We start from the raw sequence: 23215 nt of genomic DNA, 5'->3' as shown, positions 1-23215 counted from the left end.
CGGCCTGTCGGCGTCGGCCCGCAGTATGCCGCTGTGGCGTTGATGAACCCTGTGGCATGCCGCGCATCGAGGTGCTGAAGGGACCCGCCTCGGTGCTCTGCGGCGAGAACGACGTCGGAGGTCTGGTCAATGCCGTGACCACCTGGAGATCAGAGTACCTTTGAAAGGAACTCGGCGGTACGCGGCGATTTCGGTTTCGCGATCATCTCGCGCGGATTGCCGCGTTCGACGATCACGCCACCATCCATGAAGATCAGCTCGTCGCCGATCTCGCGGGCGAAGCCGATCTCGTGGGTGACGACCACCATCGTCATGCCGCTCTGGGCGAGATCGCGCATCACCTGCAGCACCTCGCCGACCAGTTCCGGGTCGAGCGCCGAGGTCGGCTCGTCGAAGAGAAGCACCTTCGGCTTCATCGCCATGGCGCGGGCGATCGCCACGCGCTGCTGCTGGCCGCCGGACAGTTCGCGCGGATAGCGGTCGACCTTGTCGGACAGGCCGACGCGGGCGAGCAGCACTTCGGCTTCCGCTTTCGCCTGATCGACGGGCACCCGCCGCACCTGCGTCGGCGCCTCGATCACGTTCTCCATCACGGTCATGTGGGAGAACAGGTTGAAGGACTGGAACAGCATGCCGATCTCGGCGCGCCGTTTGCAGAGTTCGTCGTCCTTGACTTCGAAAAGCTTATCGCCTCGCAGGTCGTAGCCGACGAATTCGCCGTCGACCAGCAGGATGCCGCCGCTGAGTTTCTCCAGGTGGTTGATGCAGCGCAGGAACGTGCTCTTGCCGGAGCCCGACGGGCCGATGATACAGGCGACGGTTCCCGCCGGCACGTCGATATCGACGCCTTTCAGCACTTCCAACTGCCCGTAGGATTTATGCACGGCCCGCGCAAAAACCATGGAATTGGCCGGGACGTCGAAGCGCGCGCGGTTCTCGGCCTTGATGTTGGTCATCGCACTGCTCCCGCCGGGCGCGGCCCGAAGGCGCTGCGCAGGATGCGCATGCCCATCGGATCGCGGCGCACCTCGCTGCGGCCGAAATGTCGCTCGAGAAAGTGCTGGCCGACCGACATGATGCTGACCACCGCGAGATACCAGAAGGCCACGACGATCAGCAGCGGTATGGTCTCGAAGGTGCGCGCATAGATCGACTGCGCCGAATAAAACAGGTCGTCGACGGCGATGAACGTCACCAGCGAGGTCATCTTCAAGAGGTTGATTGCCTCGTTGCCTGTGGGCGGCACGACAAAGCGCATGGCCTGCGGCAGCACGATGCGCTTCAGGATCATGCGGTAGGGCATGCCCAGCGCGCTGGCGGCCTCCGCCTGGCCGCTCGGCACCGATTTGATGCCGGCGCGGATGATTTCCGCCATGTAGCCAGCCTCGCAGAGCGACAGCGCGACCACGGCCGAGAAGAACGGCGTCATGAAGTCGTTGGTTCGTACCGAGAAGATCGTGCCGAGATAGGGCAGCGTCAGCGAGATTTCCCGCACGAGCAGAGCCAGGTTGAACCAGAAGATCAGCTGGATCAGAGCCGGCACGCCGCGGAAGAACCAGACATAGACGCCGGCGAAGGTGCGCAGCACCCGGCTGGGCGACACGCGCATGATGGCGACGACCGTGCCGATGACGATCGCCGCCGCCATGATCAGCACGGTCAGGATCAGTGTGTTGCCGAGCCCGCGCAGGATCGGCGGGTGGAGCAGGTAGCTCGCCGCCGTGCCCCAGGCGAAGGCGGGGTTGCTGGCGAAGGCTCGGATAATGAAGAAGGCGGTGAGCAGGGCGAACGCCGTGCCGACCCAGATGCCATAGTGCCGGCGCGGCACCACGACCAGCCGCTCGGCGGCCAACACGGCGGCAGGCCGTGCTCCGGAATAGCTTCCCTCAGCCGTGCTCATCGCTTCTCCGCTCGATCGCCCGTGGGTAGCGGCGCCGGCCGTCAAAGCCGGGCGCCGTGCCTGTGTCATTCGGCGCGCAGCGAGTCCATGCTGCCGACGAAATAGGGTTCCTTGATCGCGTAGGCACCCATGCCATATTTGTCGAGGATCGCCTGATAGGTGCCGTTCTTGAAGAGTTCGGCAAGTGCCGCAACCATCATGTCGGCGGTGCCCTTGTCGTCCTTGGCGATTGCCATGCCGAGCGGCGCCACGTCATAGAGCGTCGGCAGCACGACCAGTTGGCCCTTGCTCGTCACCTCGAAATAGCTCGACGCGGTGGCGTCATCCATGCGCGCGTCGACCCGGTCGGCAAGAACCGCCTGGACGATGTCGGTGGACGAATTGAAGACCGACTTCTCGATCGCCTTCTCGCCCTTGTCGGTGCATTCCTTGCTGAGCTTGTCCACCAGGAAGTCCGAGGCGCTGCCCGCCGAGACGCCGACGCGCTTGCCGCACAGCGGCATGTCGCCGGCAAAACTGTCCTTCTTCTCCGGCGAGGTGGAGGCAGCGATGCCGGCCTTGATGAACATCACGAAGTCGACCTGCTGCAGGCGCTCGGGATTGGCCGAAAACGTCTCCCAGGCGATCTTGAAGCGACCGGCCGCCAAGCCGGGGATCATCGACGGGAAGGGCGTGCGCTGCACGTCGAGCTCGGCGCCGACCATCTTCGCAACCTCACCGGCGAGCTCGATGATGATGCCGACCTGCTTGCCGTCGGCATCAATGTATTCGAACGGCGCGTAGTCGAGCGTGTTGGCGACGGCGAGCTTTCCGGTCTGCTCGACTTCGGGCGATTTCGGCACGTCGGCGGCAAATGCGCCGGCGCTCCACGCCGTCACCATCGCGGCAAGGCCAAGCCCCGCCAGTTGAAAGAGATTTTTGGTCATTCCCATTCTCCTCTGGAGTTTTTTGACGCTCTCGGTTCCGCCCCCAGACCCGGAGGAACGGCTTCCGGTCGTACGCCCGGACGGCGTCGGACCGAATTCTCTACGCAGGCCGGTCCTGCTTCAAGCGCTCGCCGCCTCGGCCGCCAGTTTCTTGCGGTAGTGATAATTCTTGTCGATGCGTTCCATCAGATAGTCGCCATACTCGACCGGCCCGTGTTTGGGCTCCGAGCCTTTCGGCACGCAGACCGGCAGCGCCTCGATCATCGCCTCCATCGACGGATCGAAGAAGAAGGGCTGCGAATAGCGCTCGCGCCCCGAGCGGTTGATCACCCTGTGAGGCGTCGACACGAACTGGTCGTTCGACCAGCGGGCAAGGATGTCGCCGACATTCATGACGAAGGAATCCGGCACCGGTGGCGCCGGCACCCAGTCGCCTGCCTTGTTCTTGACCTCCAGGCCGCCGACATCGTCCTGGGCGAGCAGCGTAATGAAGCCGTAGTCGGTATGCGGCGCCGAGCCGAACAGACCTTCCTCCTTCGGCTGCGTCGGATAGTGCAGCAGGCGCAGGAAGGTGGTGGGTTGTTCGAAATAGCCGTCCAGGCTGTCCGCCGGCATGCCGAGCGAGATGGCGATGGCGCCGACCATCTTTCGCGCCAGCGTGCTCATCTCGTCCACATAGTTCTGGATCGTCGCATGGAAGTCCGGCAACAGCGCCTCGTTCGGCCACTGGTTCGGACCTTGCAGCGGCTTGCCGGCCAGCGCACGCGGATCGTCTGCCTCGACCTCGTGCATGAAGAAGATCGATTCGCTCTGGTTTGGCTTGCTCACCGTGGCAACCGAGGAGGTGACGATGGTCGAACCGGCGAAGGGCAGGTAGCCGCGAAAATTCTTGTCGATCTTCAGCGTGAGTTTTTCCTCGTCCGGCAGCGCGAAGAATTTTTTGCCCGCCTCTCGTACCGCCTCGACATCGGCGCGTGGGATCGGGTGGCCGACGACATAGAGGAAACCGATGTTTTCCAGATAGCCGCGCAGCGTCGCCGCCACCGCGCGGACCGCCGCTTCGTCCCCGCTGTAGAGGCCGGACACGTCCAGCATCGGAATCTCGGAAAAGTCGCCGCGCTCGCTCTTAGCCATCCCTGTCATCCTGCCTTGAACATAAGATACAGTACTGTATCTCTACACATCGGCGTGCTATCGGCAAGCCCCAACGAATGCAAGCAGGGATCGGACGAAATGGCATCGCGAAAAATCATCATCGACACCGATCCGGGCCAGGACGACGCCTTCGCCATCCTGTTCGCGTTGGGATCGCCCAAAGAGCTCGACGTTGTCGGCATCACCACGGTCGGCGGCAACGTGCCCCTCGCGCTGACGGCGAAGAACGCGCTCAAGGTGGTCGAGCTCGCCGGGCGTCCGGACGTGCCGGTCTATGCCGGCTGCCCGGCGCCGATGGTGCGAAAACTGATCACCGCCGAATATGTGCATGGCGAGACCGGCCTGGACGGCGCCGACCTGCCCGAGCCGGTCACGCCGCTGCAGACCGAGCATGCCGTCAACTACCTGACGCGCGCCATCATGGACGCGCCCGAAGGCGATCTGACGGTGTGCACGCTCGGCCCGATGACCAATCTCGCCATGGCGATGACCATGGAACCGCGTATCGTCCCGCGTATCCGCGAGGTGGTGCTGATGGGCGGCGGATTTTTCGAGGGCGGCAACGCCACGCCGGCCGCCGAGTTCAACATTTTTGTCGACCCGCACGCGGCGCACAAGGTCTTCCACTCGGGCGTGCCGGTCACCATGGCGCCGATCGATTGTACCTACTCCGCGCAGATGACGCCGGAATGGCTCGACCAACTGCGCGCCACCGGCAGCCGCGCCGCGATCGAGGCGGCAAACATGGCGGACTTCTTCCGCCAGTACGGCAGCCACAAGTTTCCCACGGCCGCCCGGCCGATCCACGATGCCTGCGTGACCGGCTACCTGCTTGCTCCGAAGATCTACGAGCAGCGCCAGTGCAACGTGACGGTCGACATCGTCTCGCCGGAGACGATCGGAATGACGGTCGTCGACTGGTGGCACGTCACCGGGCGTCCGAAGAATTGCAACGTGCTGCGCCGCATCGAGCCGGCGCCGTTCTTCGAATTGATGCTGGAGCGCATCGGTTCCCTGCCGTGATCAAGGAACCGTGGATGAGCGCGCCGCGGCCTTTCGTTATCGATGATCATCGGGTGTATTGGCGGGAGGATGAACCAGCAGGAAGCGTCCGGCACTTCCCGGTCCTCGTGGAGATGAACCCTGGTGAAGTCGAAACGGCCGTCGGGTGATACTACAGTCGGAAAGACCCGGCCGGCCGTACCGCGCCAGACGCTAAGCCGCGACTCCTGGGTCGCGGCCGCGCGGAAAGCGCTGGAGAAGCGCGGCATCGCGGAGGTGAAAATCGACCGGCTGGCACGGCGCTTCAAGGTGACGCGCGGCAGCTTCTACTTCCACTTTTCCAGCCTCAAGGATCTTCACGACGAACTCCTGGAGGAGTGGCGGCGCATCAACTGCGCGCCTTTCTGGAAACTGCGCGAAACGGCCGAGATTGACGGCTACGAGTTCTTCTCAACTATCGTGCATGTTTGGGTCGACGAGGATCCGTTCAGTCCCTTGCTCGATCTGGCGGTACGCGACTGGGCGCGCACCTCGAAAGGCCTCGGCAAGGAGGTGGCGGAGATGGACGATCTGCGCATCTCGCTGCTTGAACGCGCGTTCCTGGCAATGGGTTATTCCCCGGCCGAAAGCATCGTGCGCGCCCGCATCACCTACTTTCACCAGATCGGCCAATACACAATTTCATTCAGGGAAGACCCGGCGCAACGCAAACGCTACCAGCCGCTCTTCGGCAAGGTGCTGCTCGGGCCACTTGTCGAGGAGCCGGGTTAGCCGCCCTATCGATCGCGCGCAACCCGATCTTGCCGGACATAACCGCTTACCGAAAATACCTTGGCTTGGCCTCGATCGTGTCGATTTGCCGACTGCACGCATGCAATGCGGGCTTCTCGGCGCTGAACATATCGACCGTGCAGCGGGATGAACTGCACGCGGCCTTGCAGCCGGTTATCCGCGTCGTGCTGGACCTCTTCATCAGCCCGGCCCAAAGGCTGTTTGCGGTAATATTCTTAGGCTGACTTTGCGTCAGTAGCGGTATTCGCGCGGAGAGTTCAAAAAACCCATACGTCGGCGGTATCGCAGCGACGAACACCCTTCACCGAAGACCGAATGAGCCCAACTGGGTGGAATCCAACTGGCTATAAAGCCCACCGCGAACGATGAGTTCGCCATGCGTACCAGATTCGATCACGCCGGCATCCGCAATGACGACGATTCGGTCGGCATGGCGGATCGTCGCCAGGCGGTGGGCGATGACGAGCGTCGTGCGTCCCTCCGAAAGTTCCGCAAGCGACGCCTGGATTTCGCGCTCCGTCTGGGTGTCGAGCGCCGATGTGGCTTCGTCGAGGATCAGTATCGGCGGGTTCTTCAGAAAGATACGCGCAATTGCCAGCCTCTGCTTCTGTCCGCCAGACAATTTGACGCCACGCTCGCCTACGATCGTTTCAAGGCCGTCCGGCAACGAGGCGACAAGACCGTCGAGGCGCGCGCGGCGCACCGCCTCCACGATCTCGCTCTTGCTGGCATCGAGCCGGCCGTACGCGATGTTGTCGCGTATGCTTCCCCCGAACAGGAACACGTCCTGCTGGACGATTCCGATATTCGACCGCAGCGACGGAAGGGTCATGTCGCGGATGTCGATCCCGTCTATGGTGATCGAGCCCGACTGGCATTCATAAAAGCGCGGCAGAAGCGAGCAGATCGTCGTCTTGCCGGCGCCGGACGGCCCGACGAAAGCAACGGTGTCGCCGGCGCCGATCGTCAGGTTTATGTCCTGGAGAACGGGTCGGCCCGCATCGTAGCCGAACGAGACGCCTTCGTAGCGGATGTTGCCGGCGAGCGTCTGGACTGCCTTTGCGTCCGGCTTGTCGGCAATGTCGGGGTCGGTGTCGAGGAGATCCAGATAGCGCTGGAAGCCCGCGATGCCTTTTGGATAAGTCTCGATGACGGAATTGATCTTGTCGATCGGGCGAAAGAACACGTTCACAAGCAGGAGGAAACTGACGAAGCCACCATTTGTCAGGGAGCCCGTCAGCACGAAGTAGCTGCCGGCGATCATCACGATCAGCTGGATCAATCGCATGCTCATGTAGCTCAGCGAGGTGCTTGCGGCCATGATCCGATAGGCGGCCAGCTTGGTCTGCCTATACTTGTCATTGTCCTGCGCAAACAGTCCGCGCTCGTGATCCTCGTTGCCGAAGGCCTGGACCACGCGCATGCCGCCGATGTTCTCCTCGAGCCGGACGTTGAAGTCGCCCACGCGCCGGTAGATGGCCTGCCAGTTGCGGGTCATGCGCGCGCCGTAGCGGCTGGTCACCCAGGCGACGAGCGGAATGACGGCGGCGGTGATCAGGGCCAGTTCCGGGTCGATCCAGAACATCAGCGCCAGCGCTCCGACAAACGTCATCACCGCGATGAACAGATCTTCCGGGCCATGATGGGCGACCTCGCCGATCTCTTCGAGATCCTTGGTGACGCGAGCGACCAGGTGGCCGGTCTTGTTGTCATCGTAGAAGCGGAAGGACAGCTTTTGCAGGTGATCGAAGCTGCGCCGCCGCATCTCGGTCTCGATGTTGATGCCGAGCATGTGGCCCCAGTAGACGACCACCGCCATGAGGCCGGTGTTGACCACATAAATGAACAGCAGGCCGGCTGCCGCCAGCATGATCATGATCCACTGCTGCGTCGGCAGAAGTTCGTCGACGAACACCTTGACGGCGATCGGAAAGCCCAGCTCGAGCAGGCCGGAAAGCACGGCGCAGCAGAAATCTAGGAGGAACAGTCCTTTCCACGGTCGGTAGTATTCGAAAAAACGACGGATCATTGCGGCGGCTGTGTCGGATATGCGGCCTCGGCCGTCAATCCTCTTTCGTGGCATCCTCGCCACTGGCGCCGCGGCGCCAGTGGCGACGACAAGATGCTGGTCGCGGGAGAGGTTTTGCTCGCGCCTGAGATAGTTGCGTATGGCGCGGAAGCTTCTGTGCTCGCAGCCCACACCGGCACAAGCCGAAACGTCGGGGTTCTGCCAGGTGACATCTCTCACCGCGTCCTCCAGCAGGCAGGCTGTCCCCGGTTGCGATCCGCCACTGTGAAGTCAAACGGACGTCGAGCCTTGAGGCTAATCGGGCCAGGTTCTCGAAGTGGAATCTCCAGCCATTCTTCCGAAACCGCCTCAATCGCCGACGACGGTGGGAAATCTCAGCCATGTTTGGTCGAGCGCATCGACCAACGGGTGATATTCAGCGTCCGCTATCTGATCGGGGCCGTTCTTCGCAGCGAAGAATGCATCAAATTTCCCGTCGACCGTAGCTGAGTCACATATCGCCAAGCCCAAGGAAACAAGGTCTTCCGCGATCGAACCTTGTATTGGCAAATACGCCTCGGCCGTGCTGAGCCGAGAAGTCAAGGCAGGAAGCCTGACCATTGCGATGCGCGTGACGGAAGGCTGCGCCGAGGGCCCGATGATGGTGACGCCGCACATGAGCCCAACCAGGACGCTGACCATCGGCGTGGGCGGCATCAGAAAATAGACGAAATGCGCATCGCCCCCCGGGGCACGCAGGTCGAGATGGATCGCTCGCTTTTCGATCGAAACCGCACCTTCGAGATGAAGACGGCCGGTCGGGAGCACTTCGGCGTAGCTTGCCCGCAGCCGGTTGGCGCTGGATCCCGGCTCGATTGACAATTGCCCCCGGATTATCCGGCCTTGAAAATAGGGTGACCAGGCGTGTGAGTAACACGCATACGTTCCGGCGAGTTCAGGTCCGCGCCCCGCGCGTGCGCTCTGGCCATTCGGAGCGTCCGTTTGCTGCTTCAGTTCGTTGGGGTCGCGGTTGTGGCGAAGGCAGACGATCTCGATGAAGGCTTCTGCATCCGCCTCGGCGATCCAGCCGCCGGACTGACGCAGATCGAGCAGCCTGGCCCAGTCGTCGTAGAGTTGCACCTGCCGCGGGCTGGCGCGACCTTGCATCCATTTGTGGGCGCGATCGACATTGAAGGATGTTGCCGGATTAATCTGCCGAAAGGCTGCCCCGAGATCCTTCATCGTAACCGTGCCGAGCACGATGGCTGTTACTCGCAGCTTCCGATCGATGTCTTTCGCCACTGCGACCCTCGCTTGTCAGAATTTCCAGGCACACCTTCCAGGAAAAGACAAAGAATTCCAAGCGACTTCCACCCGTAACGACGCCCGAGCACTTCTGCATTGGCTACGTTGGTCAATTGCTGGCCGCTCAGGACCTGACACCCAGGCGCCGGCTTGCGACCCGCTACCCGGTTTGATCGTTTCGACAACGCTTTCCCCAGTGGCCCTGCGGAGCCGCGGTTCGCGCGTCCCGGAAGCGGGCCCCACGCCGACGAGCCCAGGAGGATGCGCATGACCACGACACCAACACTTTGGCTCGCCGCCACGCACGTCAACGAAACTGACAAGGCCGAAAACGGCGGCAATTCGCAGAGTGCGTCGAAGATCGTCGCGATCGGTGGCGGCCGCTTTGTCATCATCTGGGAAGACGATAGCGGCCGCATCCTGAAAGCGGACATTCGAGGGACAGCACGTCTTCATGGGTGGCCGCATCCATCCGACATTCGGGATTGTCACGAACCTTGCACGGGTTGCTGACAGAGATACCATTGCGAATGGTGCATCTGCCCAGCGATACGATTGCCGAATTTCGATTCCGACAAAGGAAGTGCTTTAGTGAAGGGAACGGACTTCGCCGAGTTCAGGAACGGGTGGCGGCTGGTTCTGGCCGGCCTGCTCGGAACGGCTTTGGGCATGCCCGCCATTCCGTTCTACACGATCGGCGTCTTTGCGCCGATCTTCGCGGAAGAATTCGGCTGGTCGTTCGCGACCATCTTTGGCGGTCTGTCGTTGTTGGCCGGTTCAGTTCTAATCGTCGGGCCATTTTTCGCAACATTGATCGACAGATTCGGGGCGCGCCTGGTGGCATCGGTCTCCCTGCCGTGCCTGGGTCTGAGCTACATGACACTCGCTGCATCGAACGGCTCGATAGGACAATATTATCTCTCTTGGCTGGCCATCGCGATCTTCGGGTTGGGAGCGACCCCGGTGGTCTTCACGCGCGTGATCAACAGCGCGTTCGAGGAGCGCCGAGGTCTTGCCCTTGGCATCGTGCTATCCGGCGCGGGCCTGTTCGCCTTCGTCGTAAAACCACTGGCCCAGTTGTTGATCGAGACGGGCGGTTGGCGCGTCGCGATACTCGTGGTGGGCGCAATGCCGGTGCTCATCGCGTGCCCGATGGTTCTCTGGGGTTTTGCCGGGCTGCGAAGCAGGAATGTCGGCGCGGGGCCGGCGATAAGCGAGGCTTCGGACGGCATGACCGCTCGCGAGGCTTTCCGCTCCCGCTATTTTTGGCTCCTGGCCATTGTCTTTGTCCCGATGTCGCTCGCCATCGCCGCGCCACTGCCCAACATCGAAAACATACTTCGCTCGCTGCGCCTATCATCTGGCGAAGTCGTCCAACTCGCCTCGCTCGTCGGAATAGCGGCCGTGTCCGGCCGGCTGCTTGGTGGCGTTCTGGTCGATCGCTTCTGGGCGCCTGCGGTGGGTACGGTCATATTGACGTTGGGCGCGGCCGCCTGCCTCATCCTTTCGTTGGACCATGTGAGGTTTTCCATGGCCTGCATCGCCATTCTATTGCTCGGCCTCACGTCCGGAGTGGAATTCGACCTGATGGCCTATCTGGTTGCCCGCTATCTCGGGATGCGGAGCTACGCCACGACCTACGCCACCCTGTACGGCATCTTCGTGGTGGGCGCTTTCGTAGGGCCTAGCCTGTTCGGTTACGCGTTCGACAGCACGGGCACCTATTCGGGAATCCTCAAAGCCTGTGCGCTGCTGCTCATCGGAGGTGCGGCGACGATTCTTTTCCTGGGGCCTTATCCAATCCGGAAAACCCAGGCATTCGCGTAACGCCGCCGGGCCGATCCCTTCCATCGCGCACCCGCTTCGGTTTTTACCTCTTTTAACCAACTGTCCTGTCGTCGCCGCGATATCGTCTCCGCAGTTCCTGGATGACCGCTTCGATGCGCCATCCACCGCGAAACATCAGGAGGTATTATGAGCAAGGGAAAAGTGTTGGTTCTGGGCTCGAATGCCACACGTATCGAAATTCAGGGAGGCGGCACCGGACCGACGGGTCAGTATCTCAACGAAACAGTGGTGCCGATGATGGCGCTTGTCGTGGCAGGTTATGAAGTTTTGCTCGCCACTCCCTCCGGCGCCAAGCCATACATCGACCCGGCGTCCGATGCGGTCCAGCATTTCGGCGGCGATGAGGCGGCGTATCGGCGTGGCAAGGATTTCTTCGCCAACGATCCGTCGACGAACCAGGGCCGCACCTTGCGATCGGTTATCGAGGAGGGGCTGGGCAACTATGCGGGCGTGTTCGCCCCGGGAGGCCAAGGGCCGGTCGTCGATCTGATGCAGGATCCCGACGCGGGCGAGATACTTCGGCATTTCCATGCGGCCGGAAAGCCAACCGCGCTGCTCTGCCACGGCCCGATCATCTCGATCTCCGCATTGCCTCGCGCGAAGGAGTTTCGCGCGGCGCTGATTCAGGGCGACCGCGCCAAGGCGGCCGAACTTGCGAAGGGATGGCAGTATGCCGGTTACCGGATGACCGTTTATTCGGGCAGCGAGGAAAAACCCATCGAGGACAACATCCTGCACGGCAAGCTCTATTTCCACATGCCAGAAACTTTAGACCTGGCAGGCGCCAACACGACGGTTGGCCCGGATTTCGAGCCTTATGTGATCGAGGATCGTGAGCTGATCACCGGCCAGAATCCGCGCTCGGACCATCCGATCGCCGCCGCCCTGATCGCTGCGCTGAACCGGAAACTTCCTGGAGCTTGAAACGATGAAACGCTCAATCTGGATATTGCTCGCTGCCATGATCGCTGTTGCTCCCGTTGCCTCTGTTGCCGCCGAGAAACCCGTGTCAATCGTCCTGGTGCATGGCGCGTTCGTCGATGGCTCCGGCTGGCAAGCCGTGTTCGACACCCTGACCAACGACGGGTATGAGGTGCTGGTCGTCCAGAACCCGACGATCAGCCTCGGTGGCGATGTCGCGGCCACGGAGCGTGTGATCGCCGCGGCGAAACATCCAGTGGTCCTCGTGGGCCATTCCTATGGTGGGATGGTCATTACCGAGGCCGGCGATAACCCTAAGGTGCAGAGTCTGGTCTATATCGCGGCGTTCGCGCCCGATGCTGGGGAGTCCGTCGCATCGCTCGCCGAAGCGCCGACGCCCCCTGGGGAATCGGGCGCCCCTTTGCTGCCGCCTAGCGATGGTTACCTGCTCGTCGACCCTTCTAAATTCCCGACGGCGTTCGCGGCTGATGTCGATGCTTCCATTACGCGCTTCATGGCCGTTGCCCAAGTGCCGTGGGGACTGGAAGCGGTGCAGACAAAGATTGCCAGCGTGGCGTGGAAGGCCAAGCCGTCGCATTTTATGGTCACCACCAAGGACATGATGATCCCGCCTACATTCCAGCGGGCCTTCGCAAAGCGGGCCAGCGCCGCAACCGTGGAGATTGAGAGCAGCCACGCCGTGATGCTGTCCCATCCGCGGGAGGTCGCTGCCTTCATAGCAACCGCCGCCGGCGCGAAATAGCCGCCCAAGAGAACCGATCATGAGCCACATCAAGATCATGGCGACGTTTCTGGCCCGGCCTGGCAAGGCTGGAGAGCTCGAGGCGCTGCTGTTCAGCATGGCGCCCGACTGCAGGGCAGAGCCCGGAAACCTGCGATGGGACGTCTGGCGGGACCAGGCTAAAGCAGACCGCTATGCGCTGGACGAACTCTATGTCGACAACGCGGCGGTGGCGGCACACCGGGAAACGCCGCATTACAAGAACTACCTGTCGAAAATCAACGACCTCGCCGAACGAAACGCTTTTGTCCTCGAGCCCGCCTTGGTCGCCAACAAAAATGGCTAGCGGATCTTAGGATGCATCACCGCATCGGGCCGTCTCCTGCCGCCTGAGAGTCCCGAGCAGGTGACGCGCTTTCTCCACGTTCGCGCAGGGCGGTCCGTCATCGAATTCGGCGCAGACGGGAGACAGCAGTTCTTCTGCGGCCCCGTGCCGGTTGGTTTGTGCCCAAAGTTCCGCCAATGCCGTCGCAGCCCGGAGGCGGAAGAAAAGCGCACCGCTTTCCCTTGCGGTCTCCATGGCCAGCAAGAACGTCTCCGAGGCGCCGGACAAGTCGCCGTCCAACCACTGCAGCAGCCCGCGCACGCGCTGCAGTTCCGGTTGCGACCAGTATTCTCCCTGCCGCTTGGCACGATCGAATGCGGCGCTCAGGCTGTCCCGGGCGAGCGCGATCCGTTCATGGCGCAATGCGGCTTCCGCAAGCATTGCGAGATAGATGGGCACCCGGACGAGGAAATTGTTGTCGATGAGTTGCCCTACGGCCAGGCGCATGGCGTCAACGCCGTCGTCTTCACCGTCCATGCTCCTCACGGCACCCTCGTAGAAGCGGCAGACGGGCCGCCAGATTGCGATGTCGCGCAAGGTAAGATTGCGGGCAAGCGCCGCAACATGTTGGCGTGCGGTTTCGGTCTCGCCGGACCAAATGGCGAGAGGCAGGGCCGCCTGAGCAAGGGCGTTGGAATGCGAGACAAAGTGATCGAGCGCGAGACTGTGGCCGAGTGCATCCTGGAGCGCCGCCGTTGCCTCGCTGCGTTCGCCGGCCACCCAGGCCGCCGTCGCCAATGCCACCCGAATGGACACGAACCGGTCCATCTGGAATCGTGCGACGCCCGATCGCTTTGCAGTGGCTGCGTGCTCGCGCGCAAGCTTTTTCAGGTCATCATACGCACTGCGGACGTCGCCGGAGTAGAAGACCGCCGTTAGCCTGACGCGCTCTCCCTCCGCCGCTGCCGGCCGTTCGTTTTCCCGATCGGCGAGCCTGGCGAACTGCCCGAGTGTTGCGATCGCCTGCCTGTGCCGTCCGGTGAAGCTCTGCAATATGCCCAATCCCCACAGGGTACGGAGCTGGTAATCGATATTGCCGATGTCACGCGCCAGCCGGTTCGCTTCCATCCACGCCGCATCGGCTTCGAGACCGAAATGGTCGGAGAAGTTGAGGCCCGAAGCGTAGGAGGCGATGAGCTTCATTCTGACGGCGGGGTCGCATCGCGACACGGCATCGACCGATCGCAGCGCCCGTTCGGCGCAGCGGCGGCTTTCGGCGACGGTCGACAATTCATCCCAGAGGGGGATTGCCGCGCTGGTCAGACGCACGCCGACCTCAGGGTCGCCACCATCGCCCAAGCTCCAGTCGATTGCCTTGCGCAGATCGTTTGCTCGCGGTTCGTAGGAGGCGGTCCATTCGCTCCTCGGTTGCCATTGCCACTCAGCTTCTGCCTGCTCGAACAGGCGGAGAAGGTAGCGGGCATGACTGGATCGGGCGTCGGCGGCCTCTCCACTGATGTCCAGGCGCTCGGCCGCAAAGCTGCGCGTGCTGTCGAGCAGGCGATAGCGCGGAGCGCCGACGGCATACGCGACAGACAAAAGCGATTTCGCAGCGAGGCTTTCCGTGCATGCCGCGATATCCTCAATGCTTCGGCCGATGGTGTCGGCGAGCCCGATGACATCGGAGAGAAGGAAGCCTCCCGAAAAGACCGACAGCAACCGCAGCAGGCGAGCCTCATCCCTGGATAGTAGCTGGTAGCTCCAGTCCAGGGTCGCATACAGGGTCTGGTGTCGCGGCGGGGTTGCTCCCGAACTGGATCTGAGCGGCTCGAAACTTTGTTCGAGAAGCTTCCGCAGGCTTGCCGGCTCCAAAGTGGGCAGCCTCGATGCCGCGAGCTCAATCGCAAGAGCGATGCCGTCGAGTCGTCTGCATATGGCTGCCACCGAAGGCGCGTCCATATCGTTGAACTGGTAGCCGCAGACCTCCTGTGCCCTCCTCACGAAGAGCTTCACGGAGGGAAAAGCCAGGGCGTTCTGTCGGTCGATACTGTCGTGCTCGTCTGGATATTGGAGCGGGGACAGGCGATAGACATTCTCCGATCGAGACCGCAGCGGTTCCCGGCTTGTCGCAAGGATGTGAACGCCCGGAAGCGCCAAGATCAGATGTTCTCCCATCGCCGAAGCGGTGCTGAGAACGTGCTCGCAGTTGTCGAGCACGAGCAGGATTTCGCGATCGCGCAGTGCTTCAACAATCCCGGCAAGCATATTCGTCCATTTGCTGCCAACGCCAAGCGACGTTGCTATCGTCGCGTCCACAAGCTGGGGGTCGCCGATAGCTGTGAGATCAACGAAACAAACGCCGTCTCGATAGCGGTCGCGAAGGCGTTTTGCCAAAGCGATGGCGACGGTCGTCTTGCCAACCCCCGCCGGTCCGACAATCGTCAGGAACCGGCGCTCAGGAAGCCTCGTAGCGAGATCGGCAATAACGTCGTGGCGGCCGATGACCTCCGCGAGATTAGGAAGCTCCCGGACAGGAGCTTCAGCAGGATTGGAAGAAAACCGTGGCTGTTCTCCTCCGTAGACGCGCAGCGGCGCCACGAAGCGGTAGCCGCGTCCGCTGACCGTGGCTATGCACGATAATCCTGACGCTGTTCGGGGAAGAGCGCGACGCAACGCGGCAATGTTGACCTTCAGGTTGCTTTCATGAACGAAGGTGTCCGGCCAGACGAAGCTCATCAACTGATCCTTGCCCACGACTTCCCCCGCGTGGGTTACGAGCAAGTGGAGCAGTTCGAGAGCCCGAGCTCCCACCCGGAGCGGACTGTCGCCCAGCATCAGCAGTTGCCGGTCTGGAATGAACCGATAGTCGCCGAAGCAATATGTCTTGCCGTCTAGTTTGCCGGATCGTTCCATGCACCCACGAATGACTCCCTAATGAACTTGCCGTTCCGAGTCGCTCCCCAGGCTCAGCCTGGGGAGCTTTCGCATGCCATCGAATTTAACCTCTTTTTACCTCCGCGCCATCCGCAGGCGTGTAGCTTAGGGAAAATTCGATCTGACCGCTGAAGAGCGACCTGAGGCAATGAAGACGATGCCTTGTTCTCGCACCACCCTCACTCTCTCCGATGCAAAGCGGATGCTGGAAGCGGGCGAAATCGAAGCCGCAAGCTTCGGCATTGCCTACAACATCGCCGTCGTCGATCACGGTGGCGCGCTTGTAGCGTTTGCGCGTCAGGACGGTGCCCTGATCGGAAGCATCGATCTCGCCATCGGCAAGGCGATGACGGCGCGCCTGTTCGATAAGACCACCGCCTCTCTGAGCCAACTTGCGCAGCCCAGTGCGCCACTCTTCGGCATCCAGCAAAGCAATGGTGGGCGGGTCATCATCTTCGGCGGCGGAGTGCCGGTGCGCGTCGACGGTGAAATCATTGGTGCGGTGGGTGCGAGCGCCGGAACGATCGAGCAAGACATTTCGGTCGCCGAGGCGGCGGTTGCAGCGATCGCTCCATGCAACGCGTGAACGAGACATTTGTGATGAAAGCGCTGCGCATCGCCATTCCACCGGGGAATACCGACGGTCAAGAAGCGTTGGTCGAAACCGAAAAAACTCGGCCCACGCTGGCTGCTGTCGCAGCCTAAGCACCGGTTAAAAAAGGTAAATCCTGACGAACTGTCCTTTGCAGCATTGGAAGCTGTCAGTACGATTGCATGCGACAGCCAAGTACCGTCAACCAAGGGAAGGCTTGCGATGTTTGATATCACGGTGAACGGCGTCAAACACCACGTCGACGTGATCCCCGAGATGCCTTTGCTCTGGGTTCTGCGCGATGAGCTTGGCATTACAAGTCCGAAGTATGGTTGCGGCATAGCCCTGTGCGGCGCCTGTACGGTACAAGTCGATGTTGAGGCCGTTCGCTCCTGCCAGGCGCGCATGGCCGACGTCGCGGGCAAGGCGGTAACCACGATCGAAGGGGTTGGCAACGGCAAGCTGCACCCGGTGCAGGAGGCATGGATCAAACACCAGGTTGCGCAGTGCGGCTACTGCCAGACGGGCCAGATCATCCAGGCGATATCGCTGCTCAAAACGCATCCCAAGCCGACCGACGAAGACATCAACGAGGTCATGTCGGGCAATCTCTGCCGATGTGGCACGTATGAACGCATCCGCGTGGCGATCCACGCGGCGGCTGAAAAGATCGGAGGGAAGTGAGATGGGCGCCATGCCAGTGCTTTCACGCCGCGCTTTCGTTTTCGGCTCTGCGGCCGTCGCCGGCGGTGTGGTTTTTGGACCGTATGGTCGAGCCGAGGAGATGCCCGCCTCTTCCGCCGCGCCTAACCCGCTGGCGGCGGACCTCGGCCCGGACTCGGTTGCCTTCAATCCTTGGGTCGAGATCAGCCCCGACAGGATCACGCTCATTGCGCAGCATGCCGACATCGGACAGGGCGTTGGTTCCATCCAGGCGGTGATGATCGCGGAGGAACTGGATCTGGAACTCGGCCAGTTCGAGGTCCGGTTCGCCGGACCCAGCCCCGCCTATTTCAACACCGGGTTCGCGCATGAAATAGCCCCCTTCATGGCGGCCGACCAAAGCCCCGAGGCCGAGAAGGGCCGCGCGGCTGCGCTGGAGTGGCTCAGGCAATCCGGCCTGCAGATGACCGGAGGCTCTAGCGCGATTCCGGATACCTATGAAAAGCTGCGCGTCGCCGGCGCCGTCGCGCGGGAAACGCTGAAGGCGGCAGCGGCCAGGCGCAGCGGCGTTGCCGTCGCAGATATACGCACCGAGGCCGGCCATGTAATCCTGCCTGACGGAACCAAAATCCCCTACGTCGCGCTTTCCGCCGAAGCGGCGAAGATACCGCCGGTCAGCGACGTCAAGCTTCGCGACCCGTCGCTGTGGCGCTTGATCGGCAAGCCGATGGAGCGACTCGACATCCGCGCCAAGGTCACCGGCGAAATCATGTTCGGCATCGATCGCAAGATGGACGGCATGGTCTATGCGGCAGTCAAACTGAACCCGAACAAAGGCCAGCCGATCAAGTCGTACGACGCGAGCAAAGCACAGTCGATGCCCGGCGTCCGGCAGATCCTGAAGATATCGAACGGTGTCGCGGTCATCGCGACGAACAGCTGGTACGCCATGCAGGCGGCCGAACGCGTCGACTGCGTGTGGGAACCGTCCAAATACCCGGCCGAGCAGGCCGCGCACTGGGAGGTCGTGCAGTCCTCCTTCACCCCGGAATTCCTCGCCAAGCAATGGCGCAACGACGGCGACATCGATGCCGGTCTAAAAGAGGGGACGTTGCTCGAGGCGGAGTACCGGGCGCCCTATGTCGGTCACCAGCCGCTGGAGCCGCTCAACGGCATCGGCATAGTGACCGACGACGGGATGGAAATCTGGGTCGGCCACCAGACGCCACAATCGGTGCAGGACATCGCCGCGAAGGCCATCGGCATCAAGCCCGAGCAGGTCACCTTTCACAATGAGTGGTCGGGTGGAAGCTTCGGCCACCGCCTGGAATTCGAAAATGTCAGGGCGCTCGCCGAGATCGCGAACCAGTTGCGCGGAACGCCGGTGAAGATCGTCTTCTCGCGCGAACAGGATTTCCTGCAGGATATCCCGCGGCAGATCGCGATGGGCAGGTATCGGGGCAGCGTCAAGGACGGCAAAATAGTCGCGGCCGATGTTCAGGTGGCGGCCACACCACCGTTCAAGGAGTTGCTGGGGCGCATGGGCATGCGGCCGAAAGACCCCGATGGCCAATTGGCCGTGGGCATCTGGAACATGTACTACGACATCCCCAACTATCGGGCCGCCAGCTATGAGGTGCAGGGCGTGTCGCCGTCCACCACCTGGCGGTCGGTCGGCGCGTCGGCCAATGGCTTCTTCACCGAAAGTTTTATCGACGAACTGATCCATGCGGCCGGGCTCGATCCGCTCCAGGCGCGCATCGACATGTGCAAGATCCCGATCTACCGCAAGCTTCTGGAAACGGTCGGCGAGATGGCCGACTGGAAGGGTCCGCTCGGCAACGGAAAGGGCCGCGGCGTCGCCTTCGTAGAGGCTTTCGGCACGGCGGTTGCCGAGATCGTCGAAGTAACCATTACGGATGCTGGCATCAGGATCGACAAGGTTTGGGTCGCGGCCGACGTAGGCAAGGTCGTCGATCCGGTCAACTTCGAGAACCAGGTCCAGGGTGGCGTCGTCTGGGGCCTTGGCCACGCCATGAACTGCGAACTCACCTATGCGAACGGAGCCGTCCAACAGACCAACTACAACCACCACGAGGCTATGCGCATGTACCAGTGCCCGGTGATCGAGGTGCGCGGCCTGGAAAACGACTACACCGTTAGGGGCATAGGCGAGCCGCCCGTACCCCCCGCGGCGCCGGCGCTCGCCAACGCCATCTTCGCCGCGACCGGCAAGCGCATCCGCGAGATGCCGTTCAACAAGTTCATCGACTTCGTTTGAAGGGAGCAGTCATGGACAGATTCCTGATTGCCATTGCGCTCGCTGCCTCAACGTTGGCGCCACTGACGGTGATGGTCTACGCGGAAGGCGAAGGTTCCAAGGATGCCCTGCCGCCAGGGAGCATCAGCCAGGCGGCCGGTCTGGAAGCATGGAAAAGAATCGAGGCTGTGGTCACGCATCCGCGCTGCGTCAATTGCCATGTCGACACCCGGGCGATTCCGATCTGGACCCCTGCCGGTGAAACGAAGTCTCGTGTCCACGGGATGAATATTCATGGAGGGGTGAGCAGGATTGGCGCCGAAGCGATACCCTGTTCGACCTGCCATATGACGTCCGCTCTCCCGAACGACCCTGCTCCCGCGCCGCCGCGCGCCGGTATTCCCTGGCAGCTCGCTCCGGTGGAGTTTCTTTGGTACGGACAGAGCGGGACCGAGATTTGCAAACAGTTAAGAGATCCAGCCCGCAACGGTGGCCGCGATGCCGTCGCCCTGCTCGATCATCTTCGGCACGATGCATCATTAAGCGGGTTCATTCCGCGAGGATGGGAGCTTGGGGAGGGTCGCAGTACTCCGCCGGGAACCTTCGAGGACCACGTGCGGGACATGGCGGAATGGGGAGCCGCCGGACAGCCATGCCCGGAATGAGCCTGCTTGGTGCGGACGAAAGACTGCCGTCATTTCGCACCGACTGGGTGCCTTCGCCGGTCGGACCCCGCGTCAGAATAGAGGCTTAGGCGCCGGTCCACATTGTGTCGTCTACTCGGGCCGATGAGGTAGATCGATGTTTGGAAAGGCCTATGAAGCTCAATGCAGGGCAACGAACCTTGCTCCCTCCAGTGCGCCCCATGAGAACCAGACGCTCGCCCTGTTCGCACTAACGCTGGGCAGCTTCTGCATCGGCACGTCCGAGTTCGCGAGCATGGGCATCATCCAGCTGTATGCCGCCGATCTTGGGATCGATATTCCGACCGCCACGAACGCGGTCACCGGGTATGCTTTCGGGGTCGTGCTTGGAGCACCACTCGTTACGCTCGCCGCAGCCAAGCTCAATCGGCGCACTCTCTTGCTCTTTCTGATGGGACTGTGGGTCGCCGGAAACGTCCTATCGTCGATGGCGAGCAATATCGGCCTGTTTACAGTTGCCCGATTCATAAGCGGCATGCCGCAAGGCGCCTACTTTGGGGCGGGAGCAGTTGTGGCAGCCTACTTCTTCGGCGCGGACCGGGCAGGAAAGGCCTTCTCGCTCGTCATGACCGGACTGACGGTAGCAACGATCTTTGGATCGCCGTTGGCGACGTTTCTGGGTCAGACACTGGGTTGGCGGGACACCTATCTCTCCATGGCTGCCCTTGGCACCGTCGCGCTCCTTGCGCTGTTCCTTTTCATTCCGCGCACAGAAGCCCTTCGCGGTGGTTCCGTCGTTCACGAACTGTCGGCGCTGCGGCGATTGAACGTCTGGGCGATGATAGTCGTCGCGGCGCTGGGAATCTCGAGCATATTCGCGGTCTATGCGTTCATCGGGCCGCTGGTGACCGATGTCGTGCAACTCGATCCTTCCACCATACCGCTGGCGCTCGGCGTTTTTGGTATCGGCATGACGGTCGGCAACTTGGTCGGCGGGTATCTGGCAGACACTTTTTTGTACCGGGGCCTGGTCCTCGGATACGGGCTCACGCTCGTGGCGTTGGTTATTTTGTCGAGTTTTGGAAGCAACCCCTGGGCTTTCTTTCCCTGCCTCTTTGGCGTGGGTGCCGCGATGATGGCCGCAATTCCAACGATTCAGGTGCGTATGACAAACTTCGCCCCCGAAGCTCCAACGCTCATGGGGGCGATGAACCTGGCCGCCCTCAACGTGGCGAATGCCCTTGGCGCATGGGGCGGCGGACTGGTCATCGCGGCGGGATACAGCGTGCTGTTTTCACCGCTTGCCGGATTCGTGCTGACCGCCGCCGGGTTGGTGGTCTACCAGATCGCGCTTTCTCGACGTGCTGCGACCGTATCGGTTTAGTCGCCAGGTCCTTGCGTGCCGATCAAAGCCCCAACCCTGCAAAACGGCATTCCGATTCGTTATCTCGCAGGCGTATTGATATGCAGCAGATGCCAGATGAAATGCGCGAACTGGCATTTTTAGCGCTTGTGCAATCAAGTACTGCGACTATGGGGAATCCACGGTGAACCTGATTCGTCATCCCAGATACGACCAGATGTTCCCTGTTCTGGAGCCACGTGACGTCGAGCGGTTGAAGCGTTTCGGCAAGAGCGTATCGTATCCCGCCAGTGCCCGGATCGTGAAGACCGGCAGCCTGGCGCCCGGCTTTGTCGTGCTTCTTTCAGGCAAGGTGGAAGTCAGCCAGGAGACGGCGCTCGACCAACGCGAGGTCATCGTGACCTACCAGGCCGGTCAATTCAGCGGGGAATTGGCGCAGTTGTCGAATCGGCCGTCGCTGGTCGACTCGGTCGCTGTCGAGGACGTCGAGGCGTTAATCATCGCGCCGGAACGCCTGCGCGACGTGCTCGTGCAGGAGGCGGCGCTGGGCGAGCGCATCATGCGTGCCCTGATCCTGCGACGAACAAACCTGCTGGAGCTATCGGCCGGCGGACCGGTCATCCTGGGAAGGTCCGACAGCGCGGATGTAATGCGCCTCCAGGGATTCCTTCGCCGGAGCGTCCAGCCCCATCGTGTGCTCGATCCGGAACGCGATCCGGATGCGGCCGCCTTGATCGAGCGCTTCCATGTCGACACCCATCATTTGCCGATCGTGCTCTGCCTGAACGGCAAGATCCTGCGCAATCCCGGCGAAAATGAACTTGCGCGCTGCATGGGTCTGATACGTCGAATAGACGAAGCCAGGCTTTTCGATGTCGCGATCGTCGGATCGGGACCTGCCGGGCTCGCGGCTGCGGTCTATGCGGCGTCGGAAGGCCTGTCGACGGTCGTTCTCGACTGTCGAGCCTTTGGCGGTCAGGCAGGCGCTTCAGCGCGCATCGAGAACTATCTCGGGTTTCCGACCGGTATCTCGGGTCTCGCGCTGATGGCCCGCGCCTACAACCAGGCGCAGAAGTTCGGCGTCGAGATGGTGATCCCCGATGAAGTGCATCATCTCGGCGCCGAGCAAATTGGCAGTGGTTCAACCTACACTCTCGATGTCGGCGATGGCGAGCGAGTGAGGGCACGCACGGTGGTCATCGCCAGCGGTGCACGCTACCGCAGGCTGGATCTTGCCAATCTTTCCCAGTTTGAAGGGGCATCGGTGCACTATTGGGCTTCCCCCATCGAGGCCCGTCTGTGCGAAGGACAGGAGATCGCGCTGGTAGGCGCGGGAAACTCGGCCGGCCAGGCCGCCGTCTATCTTGCAGGTCAGGTCGAAAAGGTCTGGCTGATCGTTCGCGGCGCCAGCCTCGCCGCCTCGATGTCGAAATATCTGATCGAGCGCATCGAGGCGCAACCGAACATCGAGGTGGTTTTGCGGACGGAGGTGACGGGGCTTCACGGCGGCGAGAACCTGACCGACGTAAGCTGGCGGAATGCGGACACCGGCGAAGAAACCATGCGCCAGATACGCCATCTCTTCCTGCTCGTGGGCGCCGATCCGAATACGGACTGGCTTGCCGGCTGCGATGTCGCGCTCGACCAGAAGGGGTTCGTCAGGACAGGCGTCGGCAGGGATCGCCATCCTCTCGAGACGAGTCTGCCCGGAACCTTCGCGATCGGAGACGTTCGCGCCGGCTCCATCAAGCGCGTGGCGTCTGCCGTCGGCGAGGGCGCCCAGGTCGTTGCCGCTATTCACGAATTTTTGGCGCGCGCGCGCTGACTAGATATCT

The 23215-nt window shown here is 62.0% G+C and carries 22 protein-coding genes; 15 read left to right on the top strand and 7 right to left on the bottom strand.

Features of this window, described 5'->3' with window-relative positions; translation table 11 throughout:
* Positions 1 to 149 precede the first annotated feature (149 nt).
* The 4 genes from ACSBOB_RS32455 to ACSBOB_RS32440 form a co-directional block, all read right to left on the bottom strand.
* A complete protein-coding gene (locus ACSBOB_RS32455) occupies positions 150 to 902 on the bottom strand; it encodes an amino acid ABC transporter ATP-binding protein (RefSeq protein ID WP_442583905.1) in 753 nt (250 codons plus the stop codon).
* 50 nt (positions 903 to 952) lie between these two features.
* Entirely contained in the window at positions 953 to 1900 is a 948-nt protein-coding gene (locus tag ACSBOB_RS32450; protein WP_442580118.1) for an amino acid ABC transporter permease, read from the bottom strand.
* 65 nt (positions 1901 to 1965) lie between these two features.
* Complete coding sequence (locus ACSBOB_RS32445; protein WP_442580117.1) at positions 1966 to 2826, bottom strand: ABC transporter substrate-binding protein; 861 nt, start codon at positions 2824 to 2826, stop codon at positions 1966 to 1968.
* Between the two features lie 120 nt (positions 2827 to 2946).
* Positions 2947 to 3960, bottom strand: coding sequence for an isopenicillin N synthase family dioxygenase (locus ACSBOB_RS32440; RefSeq protein ID WP_442580116.1), 1014 nt, complete (start codon positions 3958 to 3960; stop codon positions 2947 to 2949).
* Between the two features lie 99 nt (positions 3961 to 4059).
* On the opposite strand from ACSBOB_RS32440, the gene ACSBOB_RS32435 reads away from it, so the two are divergent.
* The 3 genes from ACSBOB_RS32435 (at position 4060) to ACSBOB_RS32425 (ending at position 5999) form a co-directional block, all read left to right on the top strand.
* Positions 4060 to 5004, top strand: a complete 945-nt coding sequence (locus tag ACSBOB_RS32435; protein WP_442580115.1) for a nucleoside hydrolase — start codon at positions 4060 to 4062, stop codon at positions 5002 to 5004.
* 120 nt (positions 5005 to 5124) lie between these two features.
* Positions 5125 to 5754: a TetR/AcrR family transcriptional regulator gene (locus ACSBOB_RS32430; protein ID WP_442583904.1), complete on the top strand. Its 630-nt coding sequence runs from the start codon at positions 5125 to 5127 to the stop codon at positions 5752 to 5754.
* A gap of 65 nt (positions 5755 to 5819) precedes the next feature.
* Positions 5820 to 5999: a hypothetical protein gene (locus ACSBOB_RS32425; RefSeq protein ID WP_442580114.1), complete on the top strand. Its 180-nt coding sequence runs from the start codon at positions 5820 to 5822 to the stop codon at positions 5997 to 5999.
* A 77-nt stretch (positions 6000 to 6076) separates the two neighbouring features.
* On the opposite strand, the gene ACSBOB_RS32420 is transcribed toward ACSBOB_RS32425, so the two are convergent.
* Complete coding sequence (locus tag ACSBOB_RS32420) at positions 6077 to 7804, bottom strand: ABC transporter ATP-binding protein (protein WP_442583903.1); 1728 nt, start codon at positions 7802 to 7804, stop codon at positions 6077 to 6079.
* A 348-nt stretch (positions 7805 to 8152) separates the two neighbouring features.
* On the bottom strand, positions 8153 to 9085 hold the full coding sequence (locus ACSBOB_RS32415) for a hypothetical protein (protein ID WP_442580113.1): 933 nt from the start codon (positions 9083 to 9085) through the stop codon (positions 8153 to 8155).
* A gap of 270 nt (positions 9086 to 9355) precedes the next feature.
* Here ACSBOB_RS32415 and ACSBOB_RS32410 point away from each other — a divergent pair, with 270 nt between their 5' ends.
* The 5 genes from ACSBOB_RS32410 to ACSBOB_RS32390 all read left to right on the top strand — a co-directional run bounded on the left by ACSBOB_RS32410 (position 9356) and on the right by ACSBOB_RS32390 (position 12945).
* On the top strand, positions 9356 to 9601 hold the full coding sequence (locus tag ACSBOB_RS32410; RefSeq protein ID WP_442580112.1) for a hypothetical protein: 246 nt from the start codon (positions 9356 to 9358) through the stop codon (positions 9599 to 9601).
* A gap of 42 nt (positions 9602 to 9643) precedes the next feature.
* Positions 9644 to 10915 carry an MFS transporter gene (locus ACSBOB_RS32405; RefSeq protein ID WP_442580111.1) on the top strand — a complete coding sequence of 424 codons (1272 nt, stop codon included), beginning with the start codon at positions 9644 to 9646 and terminating at the stop codon, positions 10913 to 10915.
* Positions 10916 to 11062: 147 nt separating this feature from the next.
* Positions 11063 to 11860 (top strand): DJ-1/PfpI family protein, encoded by a 798-nt coding sequence (locus tag ACSBOB_RS32400; protein ID WP_442580110.1) that lies wholly within the window; start codon positions 11063 to 11065, stop codon positions 11858 to 11860.
* A 37-nt stretch (positions 11861 to 11897) separates the two neighbouring features.
* Positions 11898 to 12620 carry an alpha/beta fold hydrolase gene (locus ACSBOB_RS32395; RefSeq protein WP_442583902.1) on the top strand — a complete coding sequence of 241 codons (723 nt, stop codon included), beginning with the start codon at positions 11898 to 11900 and terminating at the stop codon, positions 12618 to 12620.
* Between the two features lie 19 nt (positions 12621 to 12639).
* A complete protein-coding gene (locus ACSBOB_RS32390) occupies positions 12640 to 12945 on the top strand; it encodes a putative quinol monooxygenase (protein ID WP_442580109.1) in 306 nt (101 codons plus the stop codon).
* 6 nt (positions 12946 to 12951) lie between these two features.
* Here ACSBOB_RS32390 and ACSBOB_RS32385 read toward each other — a convergent pair whose 3' ends face one another.
* Positions 12952 to 15837, bottom strand: coding sequence for an ATP-binding protein (locus tag ACSBOB_RS32385; protein ID WP_442580108.1), 2886 nt, complete (start codon positions 15835 to 15837; stop codon positions 12952 to 12954).
* 178 nt (positions 15838 to 16015) lie between these two features.
* Here ACSBOB_RS32385 and ACSBOB_RS32380 point away from each other — a divergent pair, with 178 nt between their 5' ends.
* From ACSBOB_RS32380 to ACSBOB_RS32350, 7 genes are all read left to right on the top strand, one after another.
* Entirely contained in the window at positions 16016 to 16444 is a 429-nt protein-coding gene (locus ACSBOB_RS32380; RefSeq protein ID WP_442583901.1) for a GlcG/HbpS family heme-binding protein, read from the top strand.
* Positions 16432 to 16563: a hypothetical protein gene (locus ACSBOB_RS32375; protein ID WP_442580107.1), complete on the top strand. Its 132-nt coding sequence runs from the start codon at positions 16432 to 16434 to the stop codon at positions 16561 to 16563. The genes ACSBOB_RS32380 and ACSBOB_RS32375 overlap by 13 nt, the downstream gene beginning before the upstream one ends.
* Before the next feature lie 109 nt (positions 16564 to 16672).
* Entirely contained in the window at positions 16673 to 17134 is a 462-nt protein-coding gene (locus ACSBOB_RS32370) for a (2Fe-2S)-binding protein (protein ID WP_442580106.1), read from the top strand.
* A gap of 1 nt (position 17135) precedes the next feature.
* Positions 17136 to 19394: a xanthine dehydrogenase family protein molybdopterin-binding subunit gene (locus ACSBOB_RS32365; protein ID WP_442580105.1), complete on the top strand. Its 2259-nt coding sequence runs from the start codon at positions 17136 to 17138 to the stop codon at positions 19392 to 19394.
* 11 nt (positions 19395 to 19405) lie between these two features.
* A complete protein-coding gene (locus tag ACSBOB_RS32360) occupies positions 19406 to 20038 on the top strand; it encodes a hypothetical protein (protein WP_442580104.1) in 633 nt (210 codons plus the stop codon).
* A gap of 136 nt (positions 20039 to 20174) precedes the next feature.
* Positions 20175 to 21401 (top strand): MFS transporter, encoded by a 1227-nt coding sequence (locus ACSBOB_RS32355; RefSeq protein WP_442580103.1) that lies wholly within the window; start codon positions 20175 to 20177, stop codon positions 21399 to 21401.
* Positions 21402 to 21597: 196 nt separating this feature from the next.
* Positions 21598 to 23205 carry an FAD-dependent oxidoreductase gene (locus tag ACSBOB_RS32350; RefSeq protein ID WP_442583900.1) on the top strand — a complete coding sequence of 536 codons (1608 nt, stop codon included), beginning with the start codon at positions 21598 to 21600 and terminating at the stop codon, positions 23203 to 23205.
* Positions 23206 to 23215: the final 10 nt, after the last annotated feature.

The sequence above is a fragment of the Mesorhizobium sp. KACC 23794 genome, from assembly GCF_052180275.1.
Taxonomy (GTDB): domain Bacteria; phylum Pseudomonadota; class Alphaproteobacteria; order Rhizobiales; family Rhizobiaceae; genus Kumtagia.
This window is presented reverse-complemented; position numbering and strand designations above follow the sequence as displayed.

Bases quoted from the DNA above. Each gene is read 5' to 3' on its own strand.
- ACSBOB_RS32455 (WP_442583905.1), bottom strand. From the start codon at position 902: ATGGTTTTTGCGCGGGCCGTGCATAAATCCTACGGGCAGTTGGAAGTG.
- ACSBOB_RS32450 (WP_442580118.1), bottom strand. From the start codon at position 1,900: ATGAGCACGGCTGAGGGAAGCTATTCCGGAGCACGGCCTGCCGCCGTG.
- ACSBOB_RS32445 (WP_442580117.1), bottom strand. From the start codon at position 2,826: ATGACCAAAAATCTCTTTCAACTGGCGGGGCTTGGCCTTGCCGCGATG.
- ACSBOB_RS32440 (WP_442580116.1), bottom strand. From the start codon at position 3,960: ATGGCTAAGAGCGAGCGCGGCGACTTTTCCGAGATTCCGATGCTGGAC.
- ACSBOB_RS32435 (WP_442580115.1), top strand. From the start codon at position 4,060: ATGGCATCGCGAAAAATCATCATCGACACCGATCCGGGCCAGGACGAC.
- ACSBOB_RS32420 (WP_442583903.1), bottom strand. From the start codon at position 7,804: ATGATCCGTCGTTTTTTCGAATACTACCGACCGTGGAAAGGACTGTTC.
- ACSBOB_RS32410 (WP_442580112.1), top strand. From the start codon at position 9,356: ATGACCACGACACCAACACTTTGGCTCGCCGCCACGCACGTCAACGAA.
- ACSBOB_RS32400 (WP_442580110.1), top strand. From the start codon at position 11,063: ATGAGCAAGGGAAAAGTGTTGGTTCTGGGCTCGAATGCCACACGTATC.
- ACSBOB_RS32395 (WP_442583902.1), top strand. From the start codon at position 11,898: ATGATCGCTGTTGCTCCCGTTGCCTCTGTTGCCGCCGAGAAACCCGTG.
- ACSBOB_RS32390 (WP_442580109.1), top strand. From the start codon at position 12,640: ATGAGCCACATCAAGATCATGGCGACGTTTCTGGCCCGGCCTGGCAAG.
- ACSBOB_RS32385 (WP_442580108.1), bottom strand. From the start codon at position 15,837: ATGGAACGATCCGGCAAACTAGACGGCAAGACATATTGCTTCGGCGAC.
- ACSBOB_RS32380 (WP_442583901.1), top strand. From the start codon at position 16,016: ATGCCTTGTTCTCGCACCACCCTCACTCTCTCCGATGCAAAGCGGATG.
- ACSBOB_RS32375 (WP_442580107.1), top strand. From the start codon at position 16,432: ATGCAACGCGTGAACGAGACATTTGTGATGAAAGCGCTGCGCATCGCC.
- ACSBOB_RS32370 (WP_442580106.1), top strand. From the start codon at position 16,673: ATGTTTGATATCACGGTGAACGGCGTCAAACACCACGTCGACGTGATC.
- ACSBOB_RS32365 (WP_442580105.1), top strand. From the start codon at position 17,136: ATGGGCGCCATGCCAGTGCTTTCACGCCGCGCTTTCGTTTTCGGCTCT.
- ACSBOB_RS32360 (WP_442580104.1), top strand. From the start codon at position 19,406: ATGGACAGATTCCTGATTGCCATTGCGCTCGCTGCCTCAACGTTGGCG.
- ACSBOB_RS32355 (WP_442580103.1), top strand. From the start codon at position 20,175: ATGTTTGGAAAGGCCTATGAAGCTCAATGCAGGGCAACGAACCTTGCT.
- ACSBOB_RS32350 (WP_442583900.1), top strand. From the start codon at position 21,598: ATGTTCCCTGTTCTGGAGCCACGTGACGTCGAGCGGTTGAAGCGTTTC.